A 21,690-nucleotide genomic window follows, 5' to 3' on the forward strand; every position below is an offset into this window, starting at 1 on the left:
ATCACAATTTATTTAGTTTTTCTTTGCTATAATGAAGGCAAATTTTAGAGACACAAGTGTTTTCAGGGAATGGTGAAAATCCTTACCGGTGGTGATAGTCCACGAGTTAGCTTAATTGCTTACAGATTCGGTGCAATTCCGAAACCGACAGTAAAGTCTGGATGGGAGAAAACGTTTAACTGCAATTTTGTTGCTTAGACTACTTTGAAACACCAAGTTGTCGAGAGGAGTAGTTTATGCAGAGAAATTGTCAATGCCAGTCCAAGCAGGCTGTCAACAATTTAGCTTTAACCAGTTTGTTCGTCGCTATTGCTTATATAGCCGTCTTTTTGTTCGAAATTCCCTTGCTACCAGGGGCAGATTTCCTAAAGTATGATGCTAAGGACGTATTCTATATCTTAGCAGCCTGTTTGCTAAATCCCATGTATAGCTTGCTCATGTGTTTTGCCGTTCCATTTCTGCAGTTGATTACAATTAGTAAGAGCGGAATTATCGGCTTTATCATGAACTTCTTAGGCTGTGTCAGTTTTGTTATGCCAGTTGCGATAGCTGTCAACAAAAAGCGCAACTTAAAGCAGCTTATTATCGGCCTTGTCATCGGTATTATCAGCCTGAATATTACCATGCAATTATGGAACTATATTTTTACACCTCTATTCATGCCAGCTATGACACGCACTAAGATGATTCCATTCATGTTGAGGTTTGTTCTACCATTTAATCTTTTGAAGGGGACGATCAATTCGATTTTGGCCCTGAGCTTGTATTTGACGATGTGGCCAATTTTACAAAAGAGTGGTTTAACGCACAATTTTACAGTGCTTGAGTCAGATACAAGTTCACGTAAATTAGCCATCAGCTTGATATTGCTTTTCTTAGCTTTGACAGCTATCTTGTTATTGCTGGAGCAGTATAAGCTAATTTAAGTTAGTATTGCTTGTTTAGCCACTCATGTATTCGTTTGCCCGCTTAAGAAATTAGCGGGCGTCCTTTTGCAATTTTTGCCTCTGCTTTGTAGGCGTTTTTGGGCTTTGTTTCGCAAGATTTTCAGTTGATGAACGTAATGCATGTTGTCTACTGGCCAATTTGTGCAAAATAGTACAAAGTGGTCACTAAGCTATGGAAAAAGCTATGAGGAAACAGCAGTAGGCTGCATTGATTGCAAAGCACAATATTATGATTTTTTGTCTTTGTTTTGCGTGCGTTCTGTGTGTTAGGGTTACTGGTGCTTTACGTGATACATGCTATCTACTGGCCAATTTGTGCAAAATAGCATAAAATGGTCAGTAAGCTACAAGCTGTAAGCGAGAAGAGGTAGATTAAGATGTTTGGTCGTGAAATAAAGCGAGATTATTATGTTAAAAGATTGATTTCGGCACAAGGTAATGGTCTTATCAAAGTTATATCTGGTATGCGTCGCTCAGGTAAAACTTATATTCTTATGAAACTTTTCTATGACCATTTAATTGAAGATGGAGTTAAAGCAGATCATATTATGCGAATTTCGCTTGATGACAGAAGATATAAGGAATTACGTAATCCCGATAAAATGCTTGACTATATTGATGCCTGTATCAAAGATAGGCAAATTTACTATGTATTTATCGATGAAGTTCAGATGATGGAAGACTTTGTTGGAGTACTTAATAGCTTTTTGCACATGCACAATTTAGACGTCTATGTAAGTGGTAGTAATTCAAAATTCCTTTCATCAGATATTGTGACGGAATTTCGTGGAAGAAGTGATCAGATTCGCGTTTATCCTCTGTCTTTTTCTGAATTTATGTCAGTTTATACTAAAGATAAACGAGATGCTTGGGAAGAGTATTGGCGTTTTGGTGGCCTTCCGCAAGTTGTTTTGTTAGATGATGAGGAACAAAAACGTAACTTTTTGCAATCAGTATTTGAAAACACGTATAAAAGAGATATTATTGAACGCCATAATATTAGAAAAAAGAGTGAGTTAAGCGATTTAACAAGGGTGCTAGCTTCTTCAATTGGCGCTCTAACTAGTACTAGAAATTTGGTCGAAACTTTTGCCTCTGTTGCTCATGTTTCTATTTCTAAGACAACTCTTGAAAATTATATTTCGTATCTTGAGGATGCCTTTCTTTTGGAACAGACGCTTCGCTATGACATTAAAGGTAGAAAGTATATAGCTAGTCCAAGCAAATATTATTTTACCGACATAGGTATAAGAAATGCGGTGCTTGGTTTTAGACAAATGGAAGAAAGCCATATCATGGAAAATATTATCTACAACGAATTAAAGCGTTTAAGGTATCAAGTTGATGTCGGCCGAGTGCAAATTCAGGACAAAGACAAAAATGGTAATTATATGCGCAAACAAACAGAAGTTGATTTTGTTGTGAACAAGGCTGACCAAAGGTTCTACATTCAGTCTGCGCTTGCTTTGCCAACTAGAGAGGAAACGCTGCAAGAAGAAAAGTCGTTATTAAATATTAATGATGCCTTTCGTAAAATAATTTTAGTTGGCGGAACTGTTAGACCTTGGTATACCGAAGAAGGCATTCTGGTTGTGGGGTTACTTGATTTCCTGATTAATCTTGAACTTATTTACCATTAATGTGCTTAAAAAAGTGCAATACTTATGATTTTTGCGTTTTCTAGGCTCATTTAGCGTGATATATCGTCTACTGGCCAATTTGTGCAAAATAGTACAAAGTGGTCACTAAGCTATGGAAAAAAGCTATGAGGAAACAGCAGTAGGCTGCATTGATTGCAAAGTTAATAATTTGTTTTCCTATTACGATCAAGTAATTTGTAGAATATAGACAACAGCACTCCCCGCACATTGCAGATTTTGTGATGTGACCCAGGGGAGGCATTTTTTATGATCCGAAAATTTGCTAAATATAGGGATTTTCTGCTATAATTGGTGAGTTATTTCAAGGTGGTCCGCTGCGGTGCGTGCAAGAACACCTGGTGTTTATTTAAGGAGGTACGCATGAGAGATTTAGTTAAGGCAGTTGAGCAAAGTCAACTCAGAACTGATTTGCCAAAGCTCGAAGTTGGTGATTATATTAAGATGCATCTTCGCATCACAGAAGGTCAACGTGAGCGTATTCAGATTTTTGAAGGTACAGTCATTGCATTGTCAGGTAAAGGCTTGAGTGAGACAGTGACAGTCCGTCGTTTATCATTTGGTATCGGTGTTGAGCGTGTAGTGCCAGTTCATAGCCCATCAATAGCTAAGATTGAGCTCGTACACAAGGGCGTTGTACGTCGTGCTAAATTGTATTACTTACGTAATCGTTCAGGTAAAGCTGCTCGCGTTAGAGAGCGCTTGGCTAATAAGAAGTGAAGCTTATTTGAACAAGACGTTAGAGCAGAGCATTAGCTCTGCTTTTTTGTATCTTGCATTAGAAAGGTATAAGAGATGGAGCAGATTGCGCAATGGTTTCCTGGCCATATGGCTAAGACATTTAGAAATTTAAATAGCCAGATAAAATTAGTCGATGTAGTGTTAGAAATGGTGGATGCCAGACTACCATACAGTAGTAGAAATCCTGAACTTAGGCGCTATACGCATAACAAAGTGCATCTCATTCTGATGAATAAAGCAGACTTAGCTGATGCTAAGGTCAATCAGGCTTGGCTTAATTATTTTCAAGCTAACAATTTGCCTACATTCTTATACAACAGTAAACAACGGCAACAATTGCCTAAATTGTTGCAATTCATTTATACACAGGCAGGGGCCTTACTTGAACGGAACGAGCAACGCGGCCTAGACCAAAAAGATTTGAAGGTGATGGTTGTAGGCGTGCCTAATTCTGGTAAATCGACCTTTATCAACAATTTGGTTGGACGCAAAAGCAACGATACAGGCAACCGCCCTGGGGTGACTAGACAGAGTAAGTGGATCAAGAGTGAAGTTGATAACTTAGCTTTCTTAGATACACCGGGTTTGTTGTGGCCCAAAATTGAGCGCGTAGAAGCGCAACTTTATCTAGCTTTGGTAGCCTCTATTCCTGAAACTATTTTAGATAAAGAGAATTTAACATACAAAGGTTTTGCACATCTGTGGCAATATTATCCAGAACTCTTAGCCAAACGCTACAAATTAGATAGTCAGTCTGAGTTTTCAGTTGAATTGTTTGATGAAGCAGTTAGAAATCAAGGCTGTATACGTGCCAAAGGTAAGTTAGACTATGAGCGTTTTGCCAAAGCTTTTTTGAATGATTTAAGAAATGGCACGTTAGGTGCTATCAGCTTAGAGCGCCCAACGGATTATGTGAATGAAAATGAGGCATGTGAATGACAGACAAGCAGCCTGTTTATGATTTAGAAGCTTATTTAGACAGCAAGCCCGAAAAAGCTGAGCCTGTGGCTACAAGTAACTTGGATTATAGCAAATTAGCAAGTGGCCTTGAATTCATGCAGTTAGCTTATCCGGATAAGTCGCAATTTGAACAAAAATTGTATCAACAAGGTGCAAGATATATTGCTGGCGTAGATGAAGTTGGCAGAGGCTGTTTAGCAGGTCCTTTGGTGGCAGCTTGCGTGATTTTGCCGGCTGATTTTCGCTGCCCTTTACATTTGAACGATTCAAAGAGATTATCAGCCAAGCAACGAGAGAATTTAGCTAAGCAAATTCAAGACGTAGCACTAGCTTATGCTATTGAAGAAGCGTCAGTTGAAGAGATAGCTGAGTATAATATCTTAGAAGCAGATAAACGGGCTATGCTAAGAGCTTTAGGCAAATTAAAGCTAAAAGCAGATAGTTTGTTAGTTGATTATATTGATCTAGCTTATCCAACAAAATACGGTTGTATTCATCCAGCCAAAGGTGATAGCTTGTCGTATTCAATAGCTGCTGCTTCTATAATTGCCAAAGTTTATCGTGATAAGTTGATGACTAAGTTAGCTTTAGACTATCCAATGTATGCCTGGGATAAGAATAAAGGTTATGGCACCAAGGAGCATTACCAAGCTTTAGATACATATGGGTCGTGTAAGTGGCATCGAGCTTTATTTTTAAGAAAATGGCAAGCAGAGAAGTTAGCTAAGTAAGGCTATGTAGTTTTTTGAGCACCTTATAAATCTTGATTTTTGAAATTTTTAACTTTGGAATTTTTGAATTTTTGAATTTTTTTGCTTAGTTTATTTAGCTCCTTAAGTTCTATACTTAGCTTATGGCAAATAGTGAATTAGTTAAATTGAGTAATCAAAGTATAGATGGCTTTCAGGCGGAGCATTTGTTCTTAGAATGGTTAGCTAAGCATGGGTGGCAGTTAGTAATTTACAATTGGCGCTCTAATAGGAGTGGGGCAGGTCAAGTCGATGTGATTGCTAAGGGCAAAAAGGTTGCTTTGTTTGAGGTTAAGTATAGAAGTTGTCAGACAGAGCTAAATTGGCCGCTTACTATGCGTCAGTTAAGGCGTTTGTATCGGGCAAGTTTAGTGTGGAATGCAAGCTATCCTTATTGTCAGATTAGCGAGCTGTATTTAGTTTTGATGCGCCCAATTGGCAATTTGAGTGTCAAGGAGCTTGAAGAGAAGTTAAATCAGGCAATTTCGCTTAAACATATTAATGTACGCTGGGGTGATTATCTGATTCAGTTCTTTAGCTTTCGTGATATACTTGACTGACATGTGGAGGGAATTATGACTATTTCTGAGATTGTTGGTGCGAATAAGAAGTTGTATTTAAGTCCATCGTTATTGGCTTGTAATTTTGCTAATTTGCAAGCTGATTTAGCCAAAGCTGAGGCTGAAGCTGACATGTATCATTTTGACGTGATGGATGGGTTGTTTGTGCCGAATATTTCGTTTGGGTTTCCTCTCATGGAAGCTGTACGCAGTGTTAGCAAAAAGCCACTTGATATGCACCTAATGATTGAAGCACCTGAACGCTATTTTGAACGCTTTAAGCAAGCTGGGGCTGATAGTATAACTTTCCATCTTGAAGCTGTGAAACATCCAGATCAGGCTCTAAGGTCTTTGCATAACTTAGGCTTAGGGGCTGCTGTGGCACTGAATCCTGGTACACCAGTTTGCATAGTTAAAGATATTTTGCCGCTTTGTGATATGGTCTTAATTATGTCGGTCAATCCTGGCTATGGCGGTCAGAAATTTATTGACTATAGCTTGGATAAGATTAAGGAACTCAAAGCTGTGATTAGAGAGCGCAAACTACGTTGCTTGATCGAGGTGGACGGAGGCGTAAAGTTGCACAATGCCAAGGCCTTGTTAGAAGCTGGGGCTGATGTGTTGGTTGCTGGGACAGAAGTGTTTCATCATGCAGATCCAGCTAGCTGTTTAAGGCAGTTTAGGGCTTTAGGGGAGTGAAATTAGAGCTGTGAAATGTGACGAATTGTTACAAATTGACTGATTGACTTTATCGCCAGTATGCCATATATTGTGGTCGTTGATGGATGTCGGTTAGTAATGCTAGCTCAGAATATCTGGGCTAGCTTGCTTATATGAGATGGCGCCTCAAAACTTGATTATAAAGTCGAAAGCTCCAGAAATTGCTTACTTACAGGGAATTAATTATCATTGATTAACTACACACAGGTCGATTCACCACTTGACAAGCGCCCAAAAATTTACTATATTGTCATAGCTATAGGGGAGTGGCTCAACGGTAGAGCAACGGTCTCCAAAACCGTCGGTTGCGGGTTCAAATCCTGTCTCCCCTGTTTCATTGCTTACTATGTTTATAGTAAGCTTTTTTATTGCCTGAACATTAATTAGCTGACAGAGGATGATAGAGGACTTTTAATGACAGATACATGTTGGATGGAAACTGAAATTAGCTTGACAGACTTGCATGCTAAGAACAAAAAGCAGAGCCAGCCATTTAAACTTGTTAGTAAGTACCAACCAACTGGTGACCAGCCAGCTGCCATTAACAAAATTTGCGCGTCCATTCAAGCTGGCAATCGTTTCCAAACCCTTGTAGGTGTAACTGGTTCAGGTAAAACATTTACCATGGCTAACGTCATACAGAAGCTACAACGCCCAACTCTAGTTTTGGCTCATACTAAGACTCTGGCTGCCCAGCTTTGTGCTGAATTTAAGGCACTTTTCCCCGAAAATGCCGTTGAATATTACGTATCTTATTACGACTACTATCAGCCAGAATCATATGTGGCGCGGACAGATACTTATATTGAGAAAGACGCCTCGATCAACGAAGACATCGATCGCCTGAGCCACCTAGCTGTGAGCAGCATTTTGGAGCGTAATGACGTCATCATCGTGGCCACCGTTTCCTGTATCTATGGCTTAATTTCACCATTAGACTATGTCAATTTAACCTTACCGATTAAAGTCGGGCAGATTAAACCAATCAAGGATATCGTGACTAAATTAATCAGCATTCAGTATGTGCGTGATGATTTTGATTTCAAACGTGGCGCTTTTAGGCTGCGTGGCGATACTTTGGATATTTTCCCAATTGAATCAGAAAATATGTATATTCGCATCAAATTTTTTGATGATGAGGTAGAGAGTATCTCTGAGATGCAAGCGCTCAATAACAATGTTATCAGCAAGCGAACTTTTGTCAGCATTAACCCAGCCAGTCGTTATTTAGTTAGGGAAGAAGCAATCAAAGAAGCTATCCCTAATATTCAAGCTGAATTACAAGCAAGATTAGCTGAATTACAGAATACTGGCAAAATTGTGGAAGCTTATCGTTTGGAACAACGCACAAATTACGATTTGGCCATGATGCAAGAAACTGGTTTTTGTAAGGGCATTGAGAATTATTCCAGACATCTAAGTCAACGCTTGCCAGGCTCGGCCCCATATACATTGGTGGATTTCTTTCCTGATGATTTTCTTTTGATGATTGATGAGTCGCACATGACTATTCCTCAGTTAGGTGCCATGTATCTAGGCGACCACTCACGCAAGCAAGCCCTTGTTGATTATGGCTTTCGTTTGCCATCTTGCTTAGATAATCGCCCTTTAACCAAAGATGAGTTTTGGCAGAAGATTAAGCAGGCATTGTTCGTTTCAGCTACACCAGGGGACTTCGAACACGAAAACTCAGCCACCTTTGCTGAACAGATCATTCGCCCAACTGGTCTCTTAGATCCAGAGATTGAAATTCATCCGGAAAAAGATCAGATTGCTTACGCTCTTAGACAGATTAATTTGCGAATTGAACGTAATGAGCGCACATTATTGTTGACAACGACTAAACGCTTAGCTGAGGAAATTAGCGAGCATTTGAAGAAAAACGGCATTAAGGCAGCTTATATTCATGCCGATGTGCCGAATCAGAAACGTAGCGAAATTTTGCGTGATTTACGAATAGGCAAATATGATGTCTTAATTGGTATCAACCTTTTAAGAGAAGGTATCGACTTACCTGAAGTATCGTTAATTGGCATTTTTGATGCTGACAAACAGGGCTTATCGCGTTCAACCACTTCTTTAATCCAAATTATTGGCCGTGCATCCAGAAATGCGCATGGACATGTTATTTTGTTTGCAGATACTGTTTCTGAATCTATGTTAGAGGCAATTACGGAAACTAATCGTCGTCGCCAAATTCAGCAAGCTTATAATGCTGAACACCACATTGTGCCCAAGACTGTACAAAAAGGTGTGCGTGAACTTCTTAGCACCAAGTTGGATACACGGGAGTCTGAGACTGAATACAAAGCCCGTAAAGCAAATCAGCGGAGAAAGAAACAAGTGCTTGATTTGGCTGGCGTTGATAACAATGAAGAACATACCTTCATGTCGAAGCTTGAAATTAGTGAACACTATGCTGAGCTGATCAAAGCTTACCAAGTGGCAACTAAAGAAGAACAAACTATGTTTGGACAGCAGATCGAACAGGTCCAGAAACAAGCTATCAATGATTTGGACTTTGAAACAGCTGCGAAGATGCGAGATTTAAAAGCCTTGTTAGATGTTTCTATCTAGGGCAGATGTTATAATTAACAGACAAAGTATTGGGAGGCGCTTTTTGAGATGAGCGAAAATACGATAACAAGTAACGACTTATACAACTTTTGGTTGCACGATCCTTTTTTTGATGAAGCTACACATAAAGAATTGCAAGCCATAAGTGGGCAGACAGAAGAAATTACAGAGCGATTCTACAAGTATTTAGAGTTTGGTACAGCCGGCTTACGTGGCATTATGGGCGCTGGTACTAATCGAATGAATGTCTATACAGTTAGTTTGGCTAGTGAAGCTTTTTCACGCTATATCGACACTTTAACTGAAGAAGAGAAAAAACGTGGCTTAGTTATCTCTTATGATTCACGCCATAATTCCAAAGAGTTTGCTTTGAAGTCTGCATTAGTTTTTGCTAAGCACAATATTCCTGTGCGCTTGGTTGACGAAATTCGTCCAACACCAATGCTTTCATTTGCTGTGCGTTTTTATAACTGCATAGGCGGTGTCATGATTACAGCTAGCCACAATCCAGCTAAATATAACGGCTACAAAGCTTACGGGGTCGATGGTGGACAGATGCCACCTGAGGCTGCTGACAGAATCATGGCTGAGATGGCTAAGATTACAGATATTCGCACTCTTTCTTGGCTGAGCGAGAAGGAAGCTTTGGACAAGGGCTTATTGCAATATGTTGGCAAAGATTTGGATGAAGCATTCGATGCAATGCTCTTAAAAGTCCAGATTGATAAGGACGTTGTTAAACGTCATTCAGATTTGAAGATTGTCTATACTCCACTTTGTGGTTGCGGCAACAAACCAGTTAACCGTATCTTAAATGCTATTGGCTTCAAGAACGTATACACTGTGAAAGAAGAGCAAAATCCAGATGGCGATTTTGCTGGCATTCCATTCCCAAACCCCGAAGAAGCTTGTGCTTGGGAACGTGCAATTAAATTAGCTAATGAAGTCAAGGCCGATTTGGTCATTGCAACTGACCCTGATAGTGACCGTACAGGTTTACTTGTTAAGCGTAAAGATGGCAGTTATCAGATTGTGACAGGTAACCAGATTGGTATTCTTTTGATGGAATACATTTTGTCAGCCAAAAAGGCAAGTAACACCCTAAAACCTAATTCCTTTGTAGTCACAACTATTGTATCTACATCATTGGCAGATAAGATTGCAGCTAATTATGGCGTTAAGTGCTATCGTACATTAACTGGCTTTAAGTATATTGGTGAAAAAATTAAGCAATATCATGAAACTGGCTTAGAGACATTCGTCTTTGGCTTTGAAGAAAGCTATGGTTTCTTAGCTGAAACAGAAGTTAGAGATAAGGATGCTGTTGTTGCATGTATGCTTTTGGCTGAAATGGCAGCTAAAGCAGCTGATGATGGCAAGAATGTCAATGATTTACTCGTAGAGCTGTTTGAAAAGTATAATTACGGCAAGGAAAATGTTTTCTCAATCGTAAGAGAGGGCATTGAAGGTCAGAAGCAGATTAATCATGCTATGGAAGTTATCCGAAATGGCGAAGTTAATTTGACTTTCCCGAACTTAGAAGTAGAAGAATTAGAAGATTACACTAAGTCTACTAGTTACAACTACCAAACAGGTAAGACCAGAGAGCTTGAGATCAAAGTTAAGTCTAATGTTTTGCGTTTCAGATTTACAAATGGTTTAGATTTTGTGGCTATTCGTCCATCTGGTACAGAACCAAAGTTGAAAGTATATTGTGCAGCATATGCTGACACAGAAATAGCAGCTTCACAAAAAGCAAAAGCATTAGAAGAAGTCATGCGTCATACATTAGATAAGCTCATGGCTTAATGGATAGGGAGATGGAGTCTGTTCAAGTAAATAAATTTGTCCATTTGCACGTACACAGTGAATATTCTTTACTGGATGGCGCAATTAGAATCAAGGACTTGCCTAATAAATTACAAGCACTTGGTATGAATGCTTGCGCAATTACTGATCATGGCAACATGTTTGGGGCCGTTGAATTTTATAAAACGATGCAGGCAGCAAATATGCAAGCTATCATCGGCGTTGAGCTCTATGTGACAAGGGGCAGCCGCTTTAGTAAAACTGAACGAAGTGATCGGGAACGTTATCACTTATTGGTGTTGGTTGAGAACAATGTTGGCTTAAGGAACTTGAACATTCTCCTTTCCAAAGCTTGGTTAGAGGGCTTCTATTACAAACCACGTGTCGATTATGATCTTTTATTAAAGTATCACGAGGGCTTAATCTGCCTGTCAGGTTGCTTAGGTAGTGAAATTGATCAGGCCTTACAGGCTGATGATTATCCTTTGGCTAAGCAAATTGCGGAACGCTATAAAAAGCTGTTTGGAACAGATAATTTCTTTTTGGAGCTACAAGCTAATGATTTACCAGAGCAACGATTATGTAATGCTGAATTAAAGCACTTGGCCAAAGAGCTTGATTTAGGAGTAGTTGCGACTAACGATGCGCATTATTTAGAACAAAAAGATTGGGAAGCGCACGATATTTTGCTCTGTATGCAGACTAACAGCTTAGTCTCAGATCCTAATCGCTTCAGATTCTTAGGCGGTCATAGTTATTATCTTAAGAGCGCTGATGAGATGATCGCTGCTTTTCAAGATTGTCCAGAAGCTATTTCTAATACAGTTAAAATTGCTGAACGTTGCAAGGCGATGAAGATGCAGTTTGGCAAGCTTTATCTGCCTGAATTTGCAGCTCCAGATGGCTTAACAAGTACAGACTACTTAGAACAATTAGCCAAAGCTGGCTTAGAGGCAAGGTTAGCCAAACATATTTGTTCTCGATTTGAAGTAGCTGATTATGAGGCCCGCCTAAAAAGAGAACTTGCTGTGATCAACAGCATGGGCTACACAGATTACTATCTAATCGTGCAGGATTTCATCAACTATGCCAAAAGTCAGGGCATTCCAGTCGGGCCAGGTCGTGGCTCTGGTGCAGCTTCCTTAGTTGCATATGCTTTAAGAATAACGGATATTGATCCGCTTGAATATGATTTGTTGTTTGAACGCTTTTTGAATCCAGAACGTGTCAGCATGCCAGATTTCGATATTGATTTCTGCTATGAGCGTAGGCAAGAAGTGATTGATTATGTCACACGCAAATACGGTCAGAATCACGTCTGCCAAGTTATTGCGTTTGGTACTTTAGCTGCTAGAGCTTGTCTGAAAGATGTATTAAGAGTTTGTGGCAAAAGTCCAAGTGAAGTGACTAAGCTTTTGAGGTACATGCCGAATCGGCCAAATATTACTTTGAAGTCCACTTTAGAAATAAGCAAGGATATACGTAAGCTTTACGATACTAATGCTGAATTTAGGCACGACTATGAAATTGCCGAAAAGTTAGAAGGCTTACCACGCCATACTTCCACGCACGCAGCCGGTGTTATTATTTCAGGTAAGGACATCAAAGCAATTGCGCCTTTAGCCAAGAATGATGAAGCTGTAGTTGTGCAGTATGACAAAGATTTAATTGAGCAAGTTGGCCTTTTGAAATTTGACTTTCTCGGTTTAAGAACCTTGACAGTGATAAGTGCAGCCTGCCAAGCAATTTATGAAAAGACTGGTCAAACTATTGATTTCACCAAATTAGCTTATGCTGATCCAGCTATTTATGAGGATATTAGTCGTGGCCAAACAGGGGCGGTCTTCCAACTTGAAAGTGCTGGTATGACTTCGTTCATGCAAGCTTTGAAACCTGATAGTTTGGAAGATATTATCGCTGGAATTTCACTCTATCGTCCAGGCCCAATGCAGCAGATTCCTGATTATGTCAAAGCACGTCATGATCCAAGTCAAATTAAGTATCTGCATCCATCTTTGGAAAAGAGCTTAAAAGTTACTTATGGCTCTATGGTTTATCAAGAGCAGGTTATGCAGATTGTGCGTGACTTAGCTGGCTTTTCTTTGGGTCAGTCTGACATCATTCGGCGGGCAATGGCGAAGAAAAAACCAGAAGAGTTGAAACGCTATGAGAAAATTTTCATCTATGGCGGCAAGTTTGCTGAGACGGATAAAGAGCCTGTACTCGGAGCTGTCAATAATGGGGTGGATGAGAAGTCAGCCAAGGTGATTTTTGACCATATCTTAGCCTTTGCTGGTTATGCCTTTAACAAAGCGCATGCCGCCGGCTATGCTGTTTTGGCTTACCAAACAGCTTGGCTCAAGCATTATTATCCATGTGAATTTATGACTGCTATGCTAAATAGCTATATCAACACACCGGCACAGGTGGCGCATTATATTACAATGGCACGAAGCATGGATATCCAAGTTTTGCCACCTGATATTAACCATTCAGCAGCCAAATTTATCAGTAACTCTGAGCATACTGCTATTTACTATGCTCTGGGCGCAATCAAGAATTTGGGCTTGAATACGGCGCTTGAAATAGTTTCGACAAGAGAACAAGCAGGGCCATATAAGCGGCTTGATCAGTGCTTAAGGACTTTGCAGCAGTACAATGTTAATAAGAGCAAAATCGAGGCTTTGATTTATGCAGGTGCGCTTGATTGCTTAGAGGGTAATCGCTTACAGAAACTCATTTTTTCAGCTGAATATTTGCCTTTAATCAGCCAAAGTAAAGAGCAGGTGAGCCAACAACAAATTTCTTTGTTCAGTTTGGCAGAAGCTGAGACGGAGCAGCTACCTGAAATTAAGCTGGCAGCAGACAAAGCTTTTACTAACTTAGAAGAACTAAGCTATGAAAAAGAGTACACATCTGTCTATTTCAAAGGCCATCCTCTGGACAACTATCCCGATTTAATTAAATCAGCTTATTGTGTTACAAGTGCTGATTTAAGGTATCTTGATCAAAGTTTAACTGATTCTACCGAGGCTGCTGACGAGGCGTTTGCATTCGCCGGAAATCTACCTGTAACGCTTGCTGATGGACAAGAAGTTTTGATGTATGGCTTGTTGCAAAAAGTGAACAAACGAATCAATAAAAAGCAGGTAGCTTGGGCGATTTTGCAGTTAGAAGATTATACAGGTGATTTTGAGGCGCTTTGTTTTAGCTCTGTTTGGGAGAAATGCAAGGCTGATTTACAAGAAAATCAAGTCTATGTTTTTAAGGGCAAAGTCAGTGCACAAGGTGATTTTGCAGCTGCCTTGATTGTTGATGAATGTTTGCCATATACAGCTGAAAATTTAGAAACTTTGCATTCAAAGCTTAAAAATACAGCACCTAAAGCAAAAGTAAGTTATGCTAACGGCGAAAATATTATAGCTAAGACTAAGACGCTAGTTAAATCCACTAAGCAGCCGGTTATAGCTGCTCAGCCGCAAGTTAAATCTACTATAGAACAGCCTAATTTAATTGCTAATTCACAAGCAAATTACTTAGCCGAAGCTGTTTTGTGCCTACATTTAGCTAGCGATAAGTCTGACCAATTAGCTGCCTTAGGTAATTTGTGTAAACAGTATCCTGGCAAAAATCGAGTCTTAGTTTATGATGCAAGTTTGGCTCAAGTCATTGCTACACGCTCTAAACGTGGCGTTCAACTGAGTGTGGAGTTTTTGCAAAAACTTGCCCAATTATTAGGCTGGAACAATATCGCTATCAGATTTTTGACTAAGTAAAGAAAAAGAGGAAAGCATGCTGCCAGAACAAGCTAAATTATCTGGAAAACTTAATTCTAAACATATTCTCACGGTAATAGCGTTTTTAATGGTTATTTTTGCGCGCTATTTACCTAGAATTTTGCCATTCAGTCAGGGCGCTTCACAGGTTATTTATCAATTTGTGGCTGTTTTAAGCTTATGGCTCTTTGTAGCTATTGATTGGCCGTCACTTTTACTTTTGTTTGGCTTCAGCTTGGTGCCTGAATTGAAATTTACAGGTGTTTTGCAAGCTGCCTTTGGCAATCAGACCTTTGCTTTTTTGTTATTTACATTTAGTTTGACTTACGTTTTAACGAAAGTTGGCTTATTAAGACAGGTTGCCTTGGCCTTCATCACAAGCAAGTTTGCTAGACTAGGAGGCTGGCACTTTGTTTTGGCTTATTTTGCCTCTATTCTGGTTTTAGGCTGCTTCATTTCGCCAACTGTTTTGTTTTTCATCTATTTAGCTATTTTAACTGAAATTTGTACACTCGTTAAGCTTGAGAAAGACTCTAGTGCCGCTAACTTATTGATGCTAGGAACTGTCTTTTTCTGCGGTATCAGTAGTGGTATGACAACTATCTCACACGTTTTTCCATTGATTTCTTTGAGCTTAGCTAAACGGATGTTGAATTTAACTATCAGCCATGTAACTTTTTCTTTGGTAGCAATTCCTATCGGCTTAGTTAGTTCGTTAATTGCCCTAGCTATTTTTTATTTCGTGCTTAGACCTGATCTTACTAAGTTACAAGCTAGCAATTTACAACAAATTAAAAGCTATTTGGTAACAGAATCAGCTGATCCAAAGTCAACATATGAACGTTTAATCAGCTTAATTGTTGCTGCGCTTGTATTATTAGCTTGGCTTGTGCCAACTGTGTTATTGAAGCTCAGCTTGCCAAATGCAATTACGAATTTCCTCAAATATTGGCAGACAGCTGGAATTAGTTTGCCACCTTTATTGGGCTTTATGTGCTTATGTCTAGTTAAAACTGAAAATAAGCCACTTGTTACAGTTCAGGAAGCTTTGACTAAAGGAGTGAGCTGGCCTAGCTTGATCATGTGTGCCTCAACTTTAGCTTTGGGGGCAGTTTTGACTAACAAGGAGCTTGCCTTTAATACAAGTTTGGCCAATTTGTTCAAGGATAATTTGCCTAGTTTACCACATCTCTTAGTTGTACTTATTTTCTGTGCTTGGGCGGGGATACAGACTAATTTCAGTAGCAATATGGTTACGGCCACTTTGGTGACAAGTACACTTTTGTCTTTAGCTGGCAATTTAGTGTTTGTAAACATACCTTTATTGGTTTGTTTGATTGGTATATTAGCAAGTTATGCGTTTGCAGCACCATCAGCCATGCCTTGTGTCGCAATTGCAGCTGCAAGTGGTTTTAGCAATAGCCGCGATTTATTAAGATACGGGCTTTTGTTGATTTTCTTGGTTGTTTGCTTTATCAGTTTTATTGCTTATCCATTATTGCTAGCTGTGGTATAATTAGTTGATTAGTTTGGTTAGATATTTAACGATTGGAGACTTGTGAACTATGAATAACAGTTCAGAATTAAACGTAAACGGACAGCCTAATGTCCCTCAAGCTGATGTTAACGGCCATGCTGTTAATACCAATACGGAAAATGATATGCAAATTCCACCTATGTCTGGGTTGCTGACGGATTTACATCGTCATCATCATGTGTTTGGTGACACACCGAACAAAGAGATTCGGACAATTGGCGTTTTAACTTCTGGCGGCGATGCTCCTGGTATGAATGCTTGTATTCGTGCTGTTGTGCGTGCTGGTTGTTACTATGGTTATCGCATGGTAGGTATCAATCGTGGCTATCACGGCTTATTACGTGGTGAAGTTAATGAATTAGATGCCCGTAAAGTATCTGGCATTTTGTCCAGGGGTGGTACTTTCTTAATGACTGCTCGTTCCAAGACTTTCCCAACTGAAGAAGGGATCAATTCTGCTGCTAGAATGGCCAAAGTTTTTGGTATTGATGCTCTAGTAGTTATCGGTGGCGATGGTTCTTTCCGTGGCGCTCAGAAGTTATCACATGTTGGTTTGCCAGTGATTGGTATCCCAGGCACAATCGATAATGACGTAGCTTCCACTGAATATACAATTGGTTATGATACAGCTATGAATACAGCTATGGAGTGTATCGACCGTATTCGTGATACAGCTTCATCACATGAACGTTGCTCAGTTATTGAAGTTATGGGCCGTGAAGCTGGTTACTTGGCTTTGAATGTTGGTTTGAGCTGTGGTGCTGAGGTCATTCTTTTGCCAGAAATTCCAACTGACTTTGATCGTGATGTTATCAAGGTGATTTTGGAGTGCCGCAACTTAGGTAAGAATCACTTTGTCGTTGTAGTTGCTGAAGGTGTTGGTAACTCTGTTCAGATTGCTAAGCAGATTGAAGAAGTTACTGGTATTGAGTCAAGAGCAACTATCTTAGGTCACTTGCAACGTGGTGGTTCACCAACTATTCGTGATAGACAGACAGCTTGCTTTATGGGTATGAAAGCTATCGAGTGCATCAACGCCGGCCGCTTGAATCGTATCATAGCTGAACAAGGCGGTAAGTGCGTTGATCTTGATATTGATGAAGCCTTGAGCATGAATAAATCAATTGCTCGTGATGAGATCCTTGATGCTAAGATCATTGCATTCTAATTTAACTATGAGGTAGTGGACAGTGTTAATCAGTGAACATGATTTATCAATTTTGGAATTTCCCAAAATCTTAGCAAAATTAGCTACTTATTGTCACTATCCAGAAAATGAACAATTTGCTTTGAAAATTCGCCCGTTTGCCGATTTAGACAAGGCGAATTTCGAGCAACGCTTAACTGAAGCGGCGCTGGAGCTGACCAAAATGTGGGGCGAAGCGCCGCTTTATGGTTTAACTGTTCTGAATCCTTATTTGAAGCGCGTAAGTCTTGATGCTAGCTTGAATTGCGCTGAATTGGCGCAAATTTCTACTTTTTTAAGAGCTATAAATCGCTTACATGCCTATATCCAGCCAGCGATAGCTGAGGATGAGGATTTTAAGCAGTTAATTCCACCTTTTCAAGCCTATTTAGCCGATAGCAAGCAGGCTTATCAATGTGCTGAATTCCTAAATTTAGATACTAAATATAATGCAGTTTTGCTACTTTTAGCCTGTTTACCAGAACAGCCTGATTTGTTGAAAGAATTAGAGCGCTGTATCATGGATGACAATAATTTGCAGGACAATGCTAGTTCAGAATTAGCCAAAATTCGGCAAAGGATCAAAGAGCAGGAAAATAAGGTCAGACAGAGCTTAGAACAATTAATTAAGAGCAACAATAGTGCTTTGCAGGATAATGTCATTACCCAGCGTAACAATCGCTTTGTTGTGCCAGTTAAAGCCAGCTTTAAGCAGCAAGTTCCAGGCCTAGTGCATGATAGTTCAGCTAGTGCTCAGACTCTGTTCATCGAGCCTTTAGCAGTTGTTGAATTGAATAATGAAATTCGCGAATTAGAATTGGCTGAGGCTAAGGAGATTGCCAAGATTCTGTTCAGATTGAGTCAACTCGTGAAGGCTGTCTCGCCTGAACTCAAGTTAGCTAGCAATCTTTTGAAAATTATCGACTTTAGTTTTGCTAAGGCCAAATTAGCTAAGTCAATGCAAGCTAATGCTACTTTCTTTGTTGAAGGTCAAAGCTTACATTTAATTAAGGCGCGGCATCCTTTGTTAGATGTTGAGAATATAGTGCCATTAGATTTGACATTGCAAGCTGATATTGAACAGCTTTTGATCACTGGCCCTAATACAGGTGGTAAAACAGTTTGCCTTAAAACAGTTGCCTTGTTGCAAGTCATGGCCCAAAGTGGTCTAGCTATTCCAGCGCAAGCTGAGTCCAAATTGCCTTTTTATAAGCATATTTTTGTAGATATTGGTGATGAGCAATCAGTCAAACTTAATTTATCAACTTTTTCTGGGCATATGCGCAAGGTGGTGCATATTTTAGAAGTGGCTGATAGTTCGAGTTTAGTTGTCTTAGATGAACTTGGCTCTGGTACTGATCCTATGGAAGGTGCGGCATTAGCTAGGGCTATCATGGAAATGCTATTACAGCGCCACGTTATGACTTTGGCTTCAACCCATTATCGTGAACTTAAAATTTATGCCTTAGATACACCACATGTCCTAAACGCTGCTTGTGAGTTTGATACAGTTACCATGCAGCCGACATATCATTTGTTGCTGGGGGCAGTTGGTGTTTCCAATGCTTTTACGATAGCGAAAAATTTGGGCTTAGACAAAGATGTCATCAGTCTAGCGCAAACTTATTTATCAAATGAAGAACAGAATTTTGACCAAGCTTTGAGCAAAATTGAAGCTGAAGGCAGACAAACTAGACAGTTGCAGGTTGAGTTAGATACGAAGTTGCGTGACTTAGCAGTTGATAAGGCACAGGCTGAGCGTGAACGAAACAAATTGCAAGAACAGAGAAGCAAATTAAAAGCTGACTTGTTGCAAGAAAATCAACGAACTTACAAGCAAAAGCTCTCAGAAGTAGACAGTTTGCTGGCTGAATTGAAAGAGCTGTTACAAACTTGTCAGCGTGAAAAAGTGGCCTCACACAAAAATTCGCTCAAAGACGCAGTTGATTTGGCTAGCTTATTGAAGCAGGAAGTCAAGGGCGATTTGTCCAAATTGCAAGGAAAAATTCATGATCAGACTTTGCACAAATTATTCCAAGCGGATGAGAAATCTGACCAAGTTTTGCAAAATGTAAATGAAGTTGAACTTGGCGCTTATTATTTAGCACCTAAATTAAGCTTGCAAGGTCAAGCCCTGGCTGTCGATGCACATAAGAAGCAAGTTACATTGAAACACAAGAATATGCAGGTCAATGTACCAGTACAGGGATTAATTAAAATCAACAAGTTAGTTGAAACTGAAGTTGATCCAGCTGCTGATTTGAAAGTAAAGTATCGTTTGCCAAAGGGTAAAGCAGGCGCTAACAACGAAAATTATCGTAAATTGCAAGCAAATTCCGCCAAGAATCTACCGCTTGAACTCAATTTGATCGGCCAACGTTACAATGAAGCTGAGATGGCTTTGGAGCAATATGTTGATCAGGCTGTTTTAGGCGCTGCCAAAACAATCAGAGTTGTCCATGGTAAAGGTTCAGGTATTTTGCGGAAAATGGTTGAGAATTTCGCCAAACAGGACAAACGGGTGGAGAGTTATCGCTTGGGTGAGTTAGGCGAGGGTGACACAGGTGTTACAATTATCAGTTTACGTTGAGGTGAATGTATGAAAGTGCATGTCTTTAAAAATGAAGATGCTGCTTCTTTAGCAGCTTCAATGTTGGTTTGTACGCAAATTCTAAAAAAGCCAGAGTCGGTAATTGCTTTGGAAAACAATTTAGATCTGCAATCGACATATGATAAGCTTGTGGCTTTTTATCGAGCAGGTTCCCTCTCTGTGGGCAGTGCTAAATTTTGTTTAACAAGTGAATATGCCAAAGGCCAGTTTGCGCAGACCAATTACGATAAATTGAAGCAAAAATTTGCTGATGCGGTTCATTTGGAAGCAAGTGGTTTGTATGACTTTAATTTGCAGACTGAAAATTTGGCCGTGGCAGCTTTGAATTACGAGCAAACTTTGAATAAGTTAGGCGGCATCGATTTAGGCTTATTGACAGTGAGCGAGACAGGCAATGTCTTGTTCAATCAGGCCAATCAAGATGTGTACAATGATTGCCATGCTACTGAACTAGAATACACTGTACCAGCGCACGGTACAGATGAGCAAGCGAAACAGACTGTTCATTTGCCAGTTCTCACATTTGGCATGGGCACGTTGATGCGGATTAATACGTTAGTTGTATTAGCGTTTGGGCGAACCAAAGCAGCTAGTGTGGCTGATTTGGTTAGAGGAAAAATTACACCAGCTTGCCCAGCTAGCTTTTTACAATTGCATAAACAACTTATTCTAATTGTCGATGAAGCAGCCGCTTCCTTAATCTAAAATGCTTATGAATTGTAAATATAGGTGTTTTTTAGTAAAATAGTCCAAGTACGGGGTGTAGCTCAGGTGGCTAGAGTGCGTGCTTGGGGTGCACGAGGTCGCAAGTTCAAGTCTTGTCACTCCGATAGCGCAGCTCAGACGAGGCTGCGTTTTTTAAAATTAGCTTAATTAGCAATTGGAGATAGAAGACTATAATTGGAGGAAATATTATGGCAACAATCAAGATTGTGTATTGGACAGGCACAGGCAATACTGAAACTATGGCAGAGGCGATTGCTGAGGGCGTAAAAGCTGGTGGCATGGAGCCAGAAGTTGTGAATGTCAGTGATACTACAGCTAGTGAATGTGCTGATTTACCATATATTATGTTAGGTTGCCCAGCTATGGGTAATGAGGAATTGGAAGAGTCTGAATTTGCGCCTTTCTTTGAGGAATTATTACCAAGTTTGGCTCACAAAAAAGTAGCTCTCTTCGGTTCTTATTCCTGGGCTGTAGGTGAGTGGATGGATACATGGACACAGACATGCTTAGACAATGATGTAGATGTGTTTGATGGTCATGGCTTGATTGCCTTTGATGATCCAGAAGATGAAGATTTGGCTAAGTGCCGTGATTTAGGCAAGCGCTTTGCCGAAGCTGTCAAGTAATTTTGATTTGACAATCAACGAGAAAGAGTATATAATACTCTCCGTTGATTGCCGAATGGTGTAAAGGTAGCACAGCTGCCTCTGGAGCAGTACGTGAGGGTTCGAATCCTTCTTCGGCAGTTGTTCTTGGAGGTTGAAGGCTTTAGCTTTTGACCTCTTTTTTTATTGATAGGGCATGATGATCTTAACGATCTATTGTTAAGGTGGGATTATATGAGTATAATGTTACAAATTCTTGGTTATGCTTTGCTAGCTGTCTGTTTACTTTCGATGCTGGCTGTTTATGTAGCTGGAAAGATTCGGAAACGTTTTAATCTGCATTTAAAGCTTAATGAGAAAGAATTGGATAACTTAGCCAAATTTGATGCAGAAAAGCGAGCTAAGTATGAGGAACTATTGTTAGATTTGAAATTGAAACGTAATTTCTTGCTTTTTGCTGCTTCAGTAGGTGGATTAAGCTGGATTTGTTTCATTTTATTGCATTATGTTTATAATATTTAACTTATA

General features: G+C 39.8%; 16 protein-coding genes, 3 tRNA genes and 1 riboswitch. All 19 genes read left to right on the forward strand.

The features are described 5' to 3' along the window. The first annotated feature begins 54 nt into the window (after positions 1–54). Positions 55–177: riboswitch (FMN riboswitch) on the forward strand. 59 nt (positions 178–236) lie between these two features. The 19 genes from PYS62_RS04290 (at position 237) to PYS62_RS04380 (ending at position 21,684) form a co-directional block, all read left to right on the forward strand. Then, the gene (locus PYS62_RS04290; protein WP_066715245.1) at positions 237–926 is read left to right on the forward strand and encodes an ECF transporter S component; all 690 of its coding nucleotides are present in this window, start codon (positions 237–239) and stop codon (positions 924–926) included. Positions 927–1,324: 398 nt separating this feature from the next. Then, the gene (locus tag PYS62_RS04295; RefSeq protein ID WP_066715243.1) at positions 1,325–2,587 is read left to right on the forward strand and encodes an ATP-binding protein; all 1,263 of its coding nucleotides are present in this window, start codon (positions 1,325–1,327) and stop codon (positions 2,585–2,587) included. A 381-nt stretch (positions 2,588–2,968) separates the two neighbouring features. Further along, entirely contained in the window at positions 2,969–3,325 is a 357-nt protein-coding gene (rplS, locus tag PYS62_RS04300; protein WP_066715238.1) for a 50S ribosomal protein L19, read from the forward strand. Positions 3,326–3,400: 75 nt separating this feature from the next. After that, complete coding sequence (gene ylqF, locus PYS62_RS04305) at positions 3,401–4,285, forward strand: ribosome biogenesis GTPase YlqF (RefSeq protein WP_066715236.1); 885 nt, start codon at positions 3,401–3,403, stop codon at positions 4,283–4,285. Next, on the forward strand, positions 4,282–5,037 hold the full coding sequence (locus tag PYS62_RS04310; protein ID WP_082714396.1) for a ribonuclease HII: 756 nt from the start codon (positions 4,282–4,284) through the stop codon (positions 5,035–5,037). Before ylqF ends, PYS62_RS04310 begins: the two co-directional genes overlap by 4 nt. 122 nt (positions 5,038–5,159) lie before the next feature. Continuing rightward, positions 5,160–5,615 carry a YraN family protein gene (locus tag PYS62_RS04315; RefSeq protein WP_066715234.1) on the forward strand — a complete coding sequence of 152 codons (456 nt, stop codon included), beginning with the start codon at positions 5,160–5,162 and terminating at the stop codon, positions 5,613–5,615. A 15-nt stretch (positions 5,616–5,630) separates the two neighbouring features. After that, complete coding sequence (gene rpe / locus PYS62_RS04320; RefSeq protein WP_066715232.1) at positions 5,631–6,314, forward strand: ribulose-phosphate 3-epimerase; 684 nt, start codon at positions 5,631–5,633, stop codon at positions 6,312–6,314. Between the two features lie 281 nt (positions 6,315–6,595). After that, positions 6,596–6,667: transfer RNA gene (locus tag PYS62_RS04325), tRNA-Trp, on the forward strand. 100 nt (positions 6,668–6,767) lie between these two features. Further along, positions 6,768–8,912: an excinuclease ABC subunit UvrB gene (uvrB, locus tag PYS62_RS04330; RefSeq protein WP_066715275.1), complete on the forward strand. Its 2,145-nt coding sequence runs from the start codon at positions 6,768–6,770 to the stop codon at positions 8,910–8,912. A 48-nt stretch (positions 8,913–8,960) separates the two neighbouring features. Further along, a complete protein-coding gene (locus PYS62_RS04335) occupies positions 8,961–10,721 on the forward strand; it encodes a phospho-sugar mutase (protein WP_066715231.1) in 1,761 nt (586 codons plus the stop codon). Between the two features lie 11 nt (positions 10,722–10,732). After that, positions 10,733–14,497, forward strand: a complete 3,765-nt coding sequence (locus PYS62_RS04340; RefSeq protein ID WP_315574159.1) for a DNA polymerase III subunit alpha — start codon at positions 10,733–10,735, stop codon at positions 14,495–14,497. A 16-nt stretch (positions 14,498–14,513) separates the two neighbouring features. Beyond that, entirely contained in the window at positions 14,514–16,013 is a 1,500-nt protein-coding gene (locus tag PYS62_RS04345; protein ID WP_066715229.1) for an SLC13 family permease, read from the forward strand. A 160-nt stretch (positions 16,014–16,173) separates the two neighbouring features. After that, on the forward strand, positions 16,174–17,202 hold the full coding sequence (gene pfkA / locus PYS62_RS04350) for a 6-phosphofructokinase (protein WP_082714401.1): 1,029 nt from the start codon (positions 16,174–16,176) through the stop codon (positions 17,200–17,202). 22 nt (positions 17,203–17,224) lie between these two features. After that, complete coding sequence (locus PYS62_RS04355) at positions 17,225–19,810, forward strand: endonuclease MutS2 (protein WP_066715227.1); 2,586 nt, start codon at positions 17,225–17,227, stop codon at positions 19,808–19,810. A gap of 9 nt (positions 19,811–19,819) precedes the next feature. Beyond that, complete coding sequence (locus PYS62_RS04360) at positions 19,820–20,536, forward strand: 6-phosphogluconolactonase (protein ID WP_066715225.1); 717 nt, start codon at positions 19,820–19,822, stop codon at positions 20,534–20,536. Between the two features lie 51 nt (positions 20,537–20,587). Continuing rightward, positions 20,588–20,661 (forward strand) — tRNA-Pro (locus tag PYS62_RS04365). Positions 20,662–20,745: 84 nt separating this feature from the next. Beyond that, complete coding sequence (locus PYS62_RS04370; protein WP_066715223.1) at positions 20,746–21,183, forward strand: flavodoxin; 438 nt, start codon at positions 20,746–20,748, stop codon at positions 21,181–21,183. 49 nt (positions 21,184–21,232) lie between these two features. Beyond that, a tRNA-Gln gene (locus PYS62_RS04375) sits at positions 21,233–21,303 on the forward strand. A gap of 93 nt (positions 21,304–21,396) precedes the next feature. Next, positions 21,397–21,684, forward strand: a complete 288-nt coding sequence (locus PYS62_RS04380) for a hypothetical protein (RefSeq protein WP_066715221.1) — start codon at positions 21,397–21,399, stop codon at positions 21,682–21,684. The last annotated feature ends 6 nt before the right edge of the window (positions 21,685–21,690 follow it).

Origin of the sequence: Amygdalobacter nucleatus (genome assembly GCF_029167365.1) — a bacterium.
Classification (GTDB): domain Bacteria; phylum Bacillota; class Clostridia; order Saccharofermentanales; family Fastidiosipilaceae; genus Amygdalobacter; species Amygdalobacter nucleatus.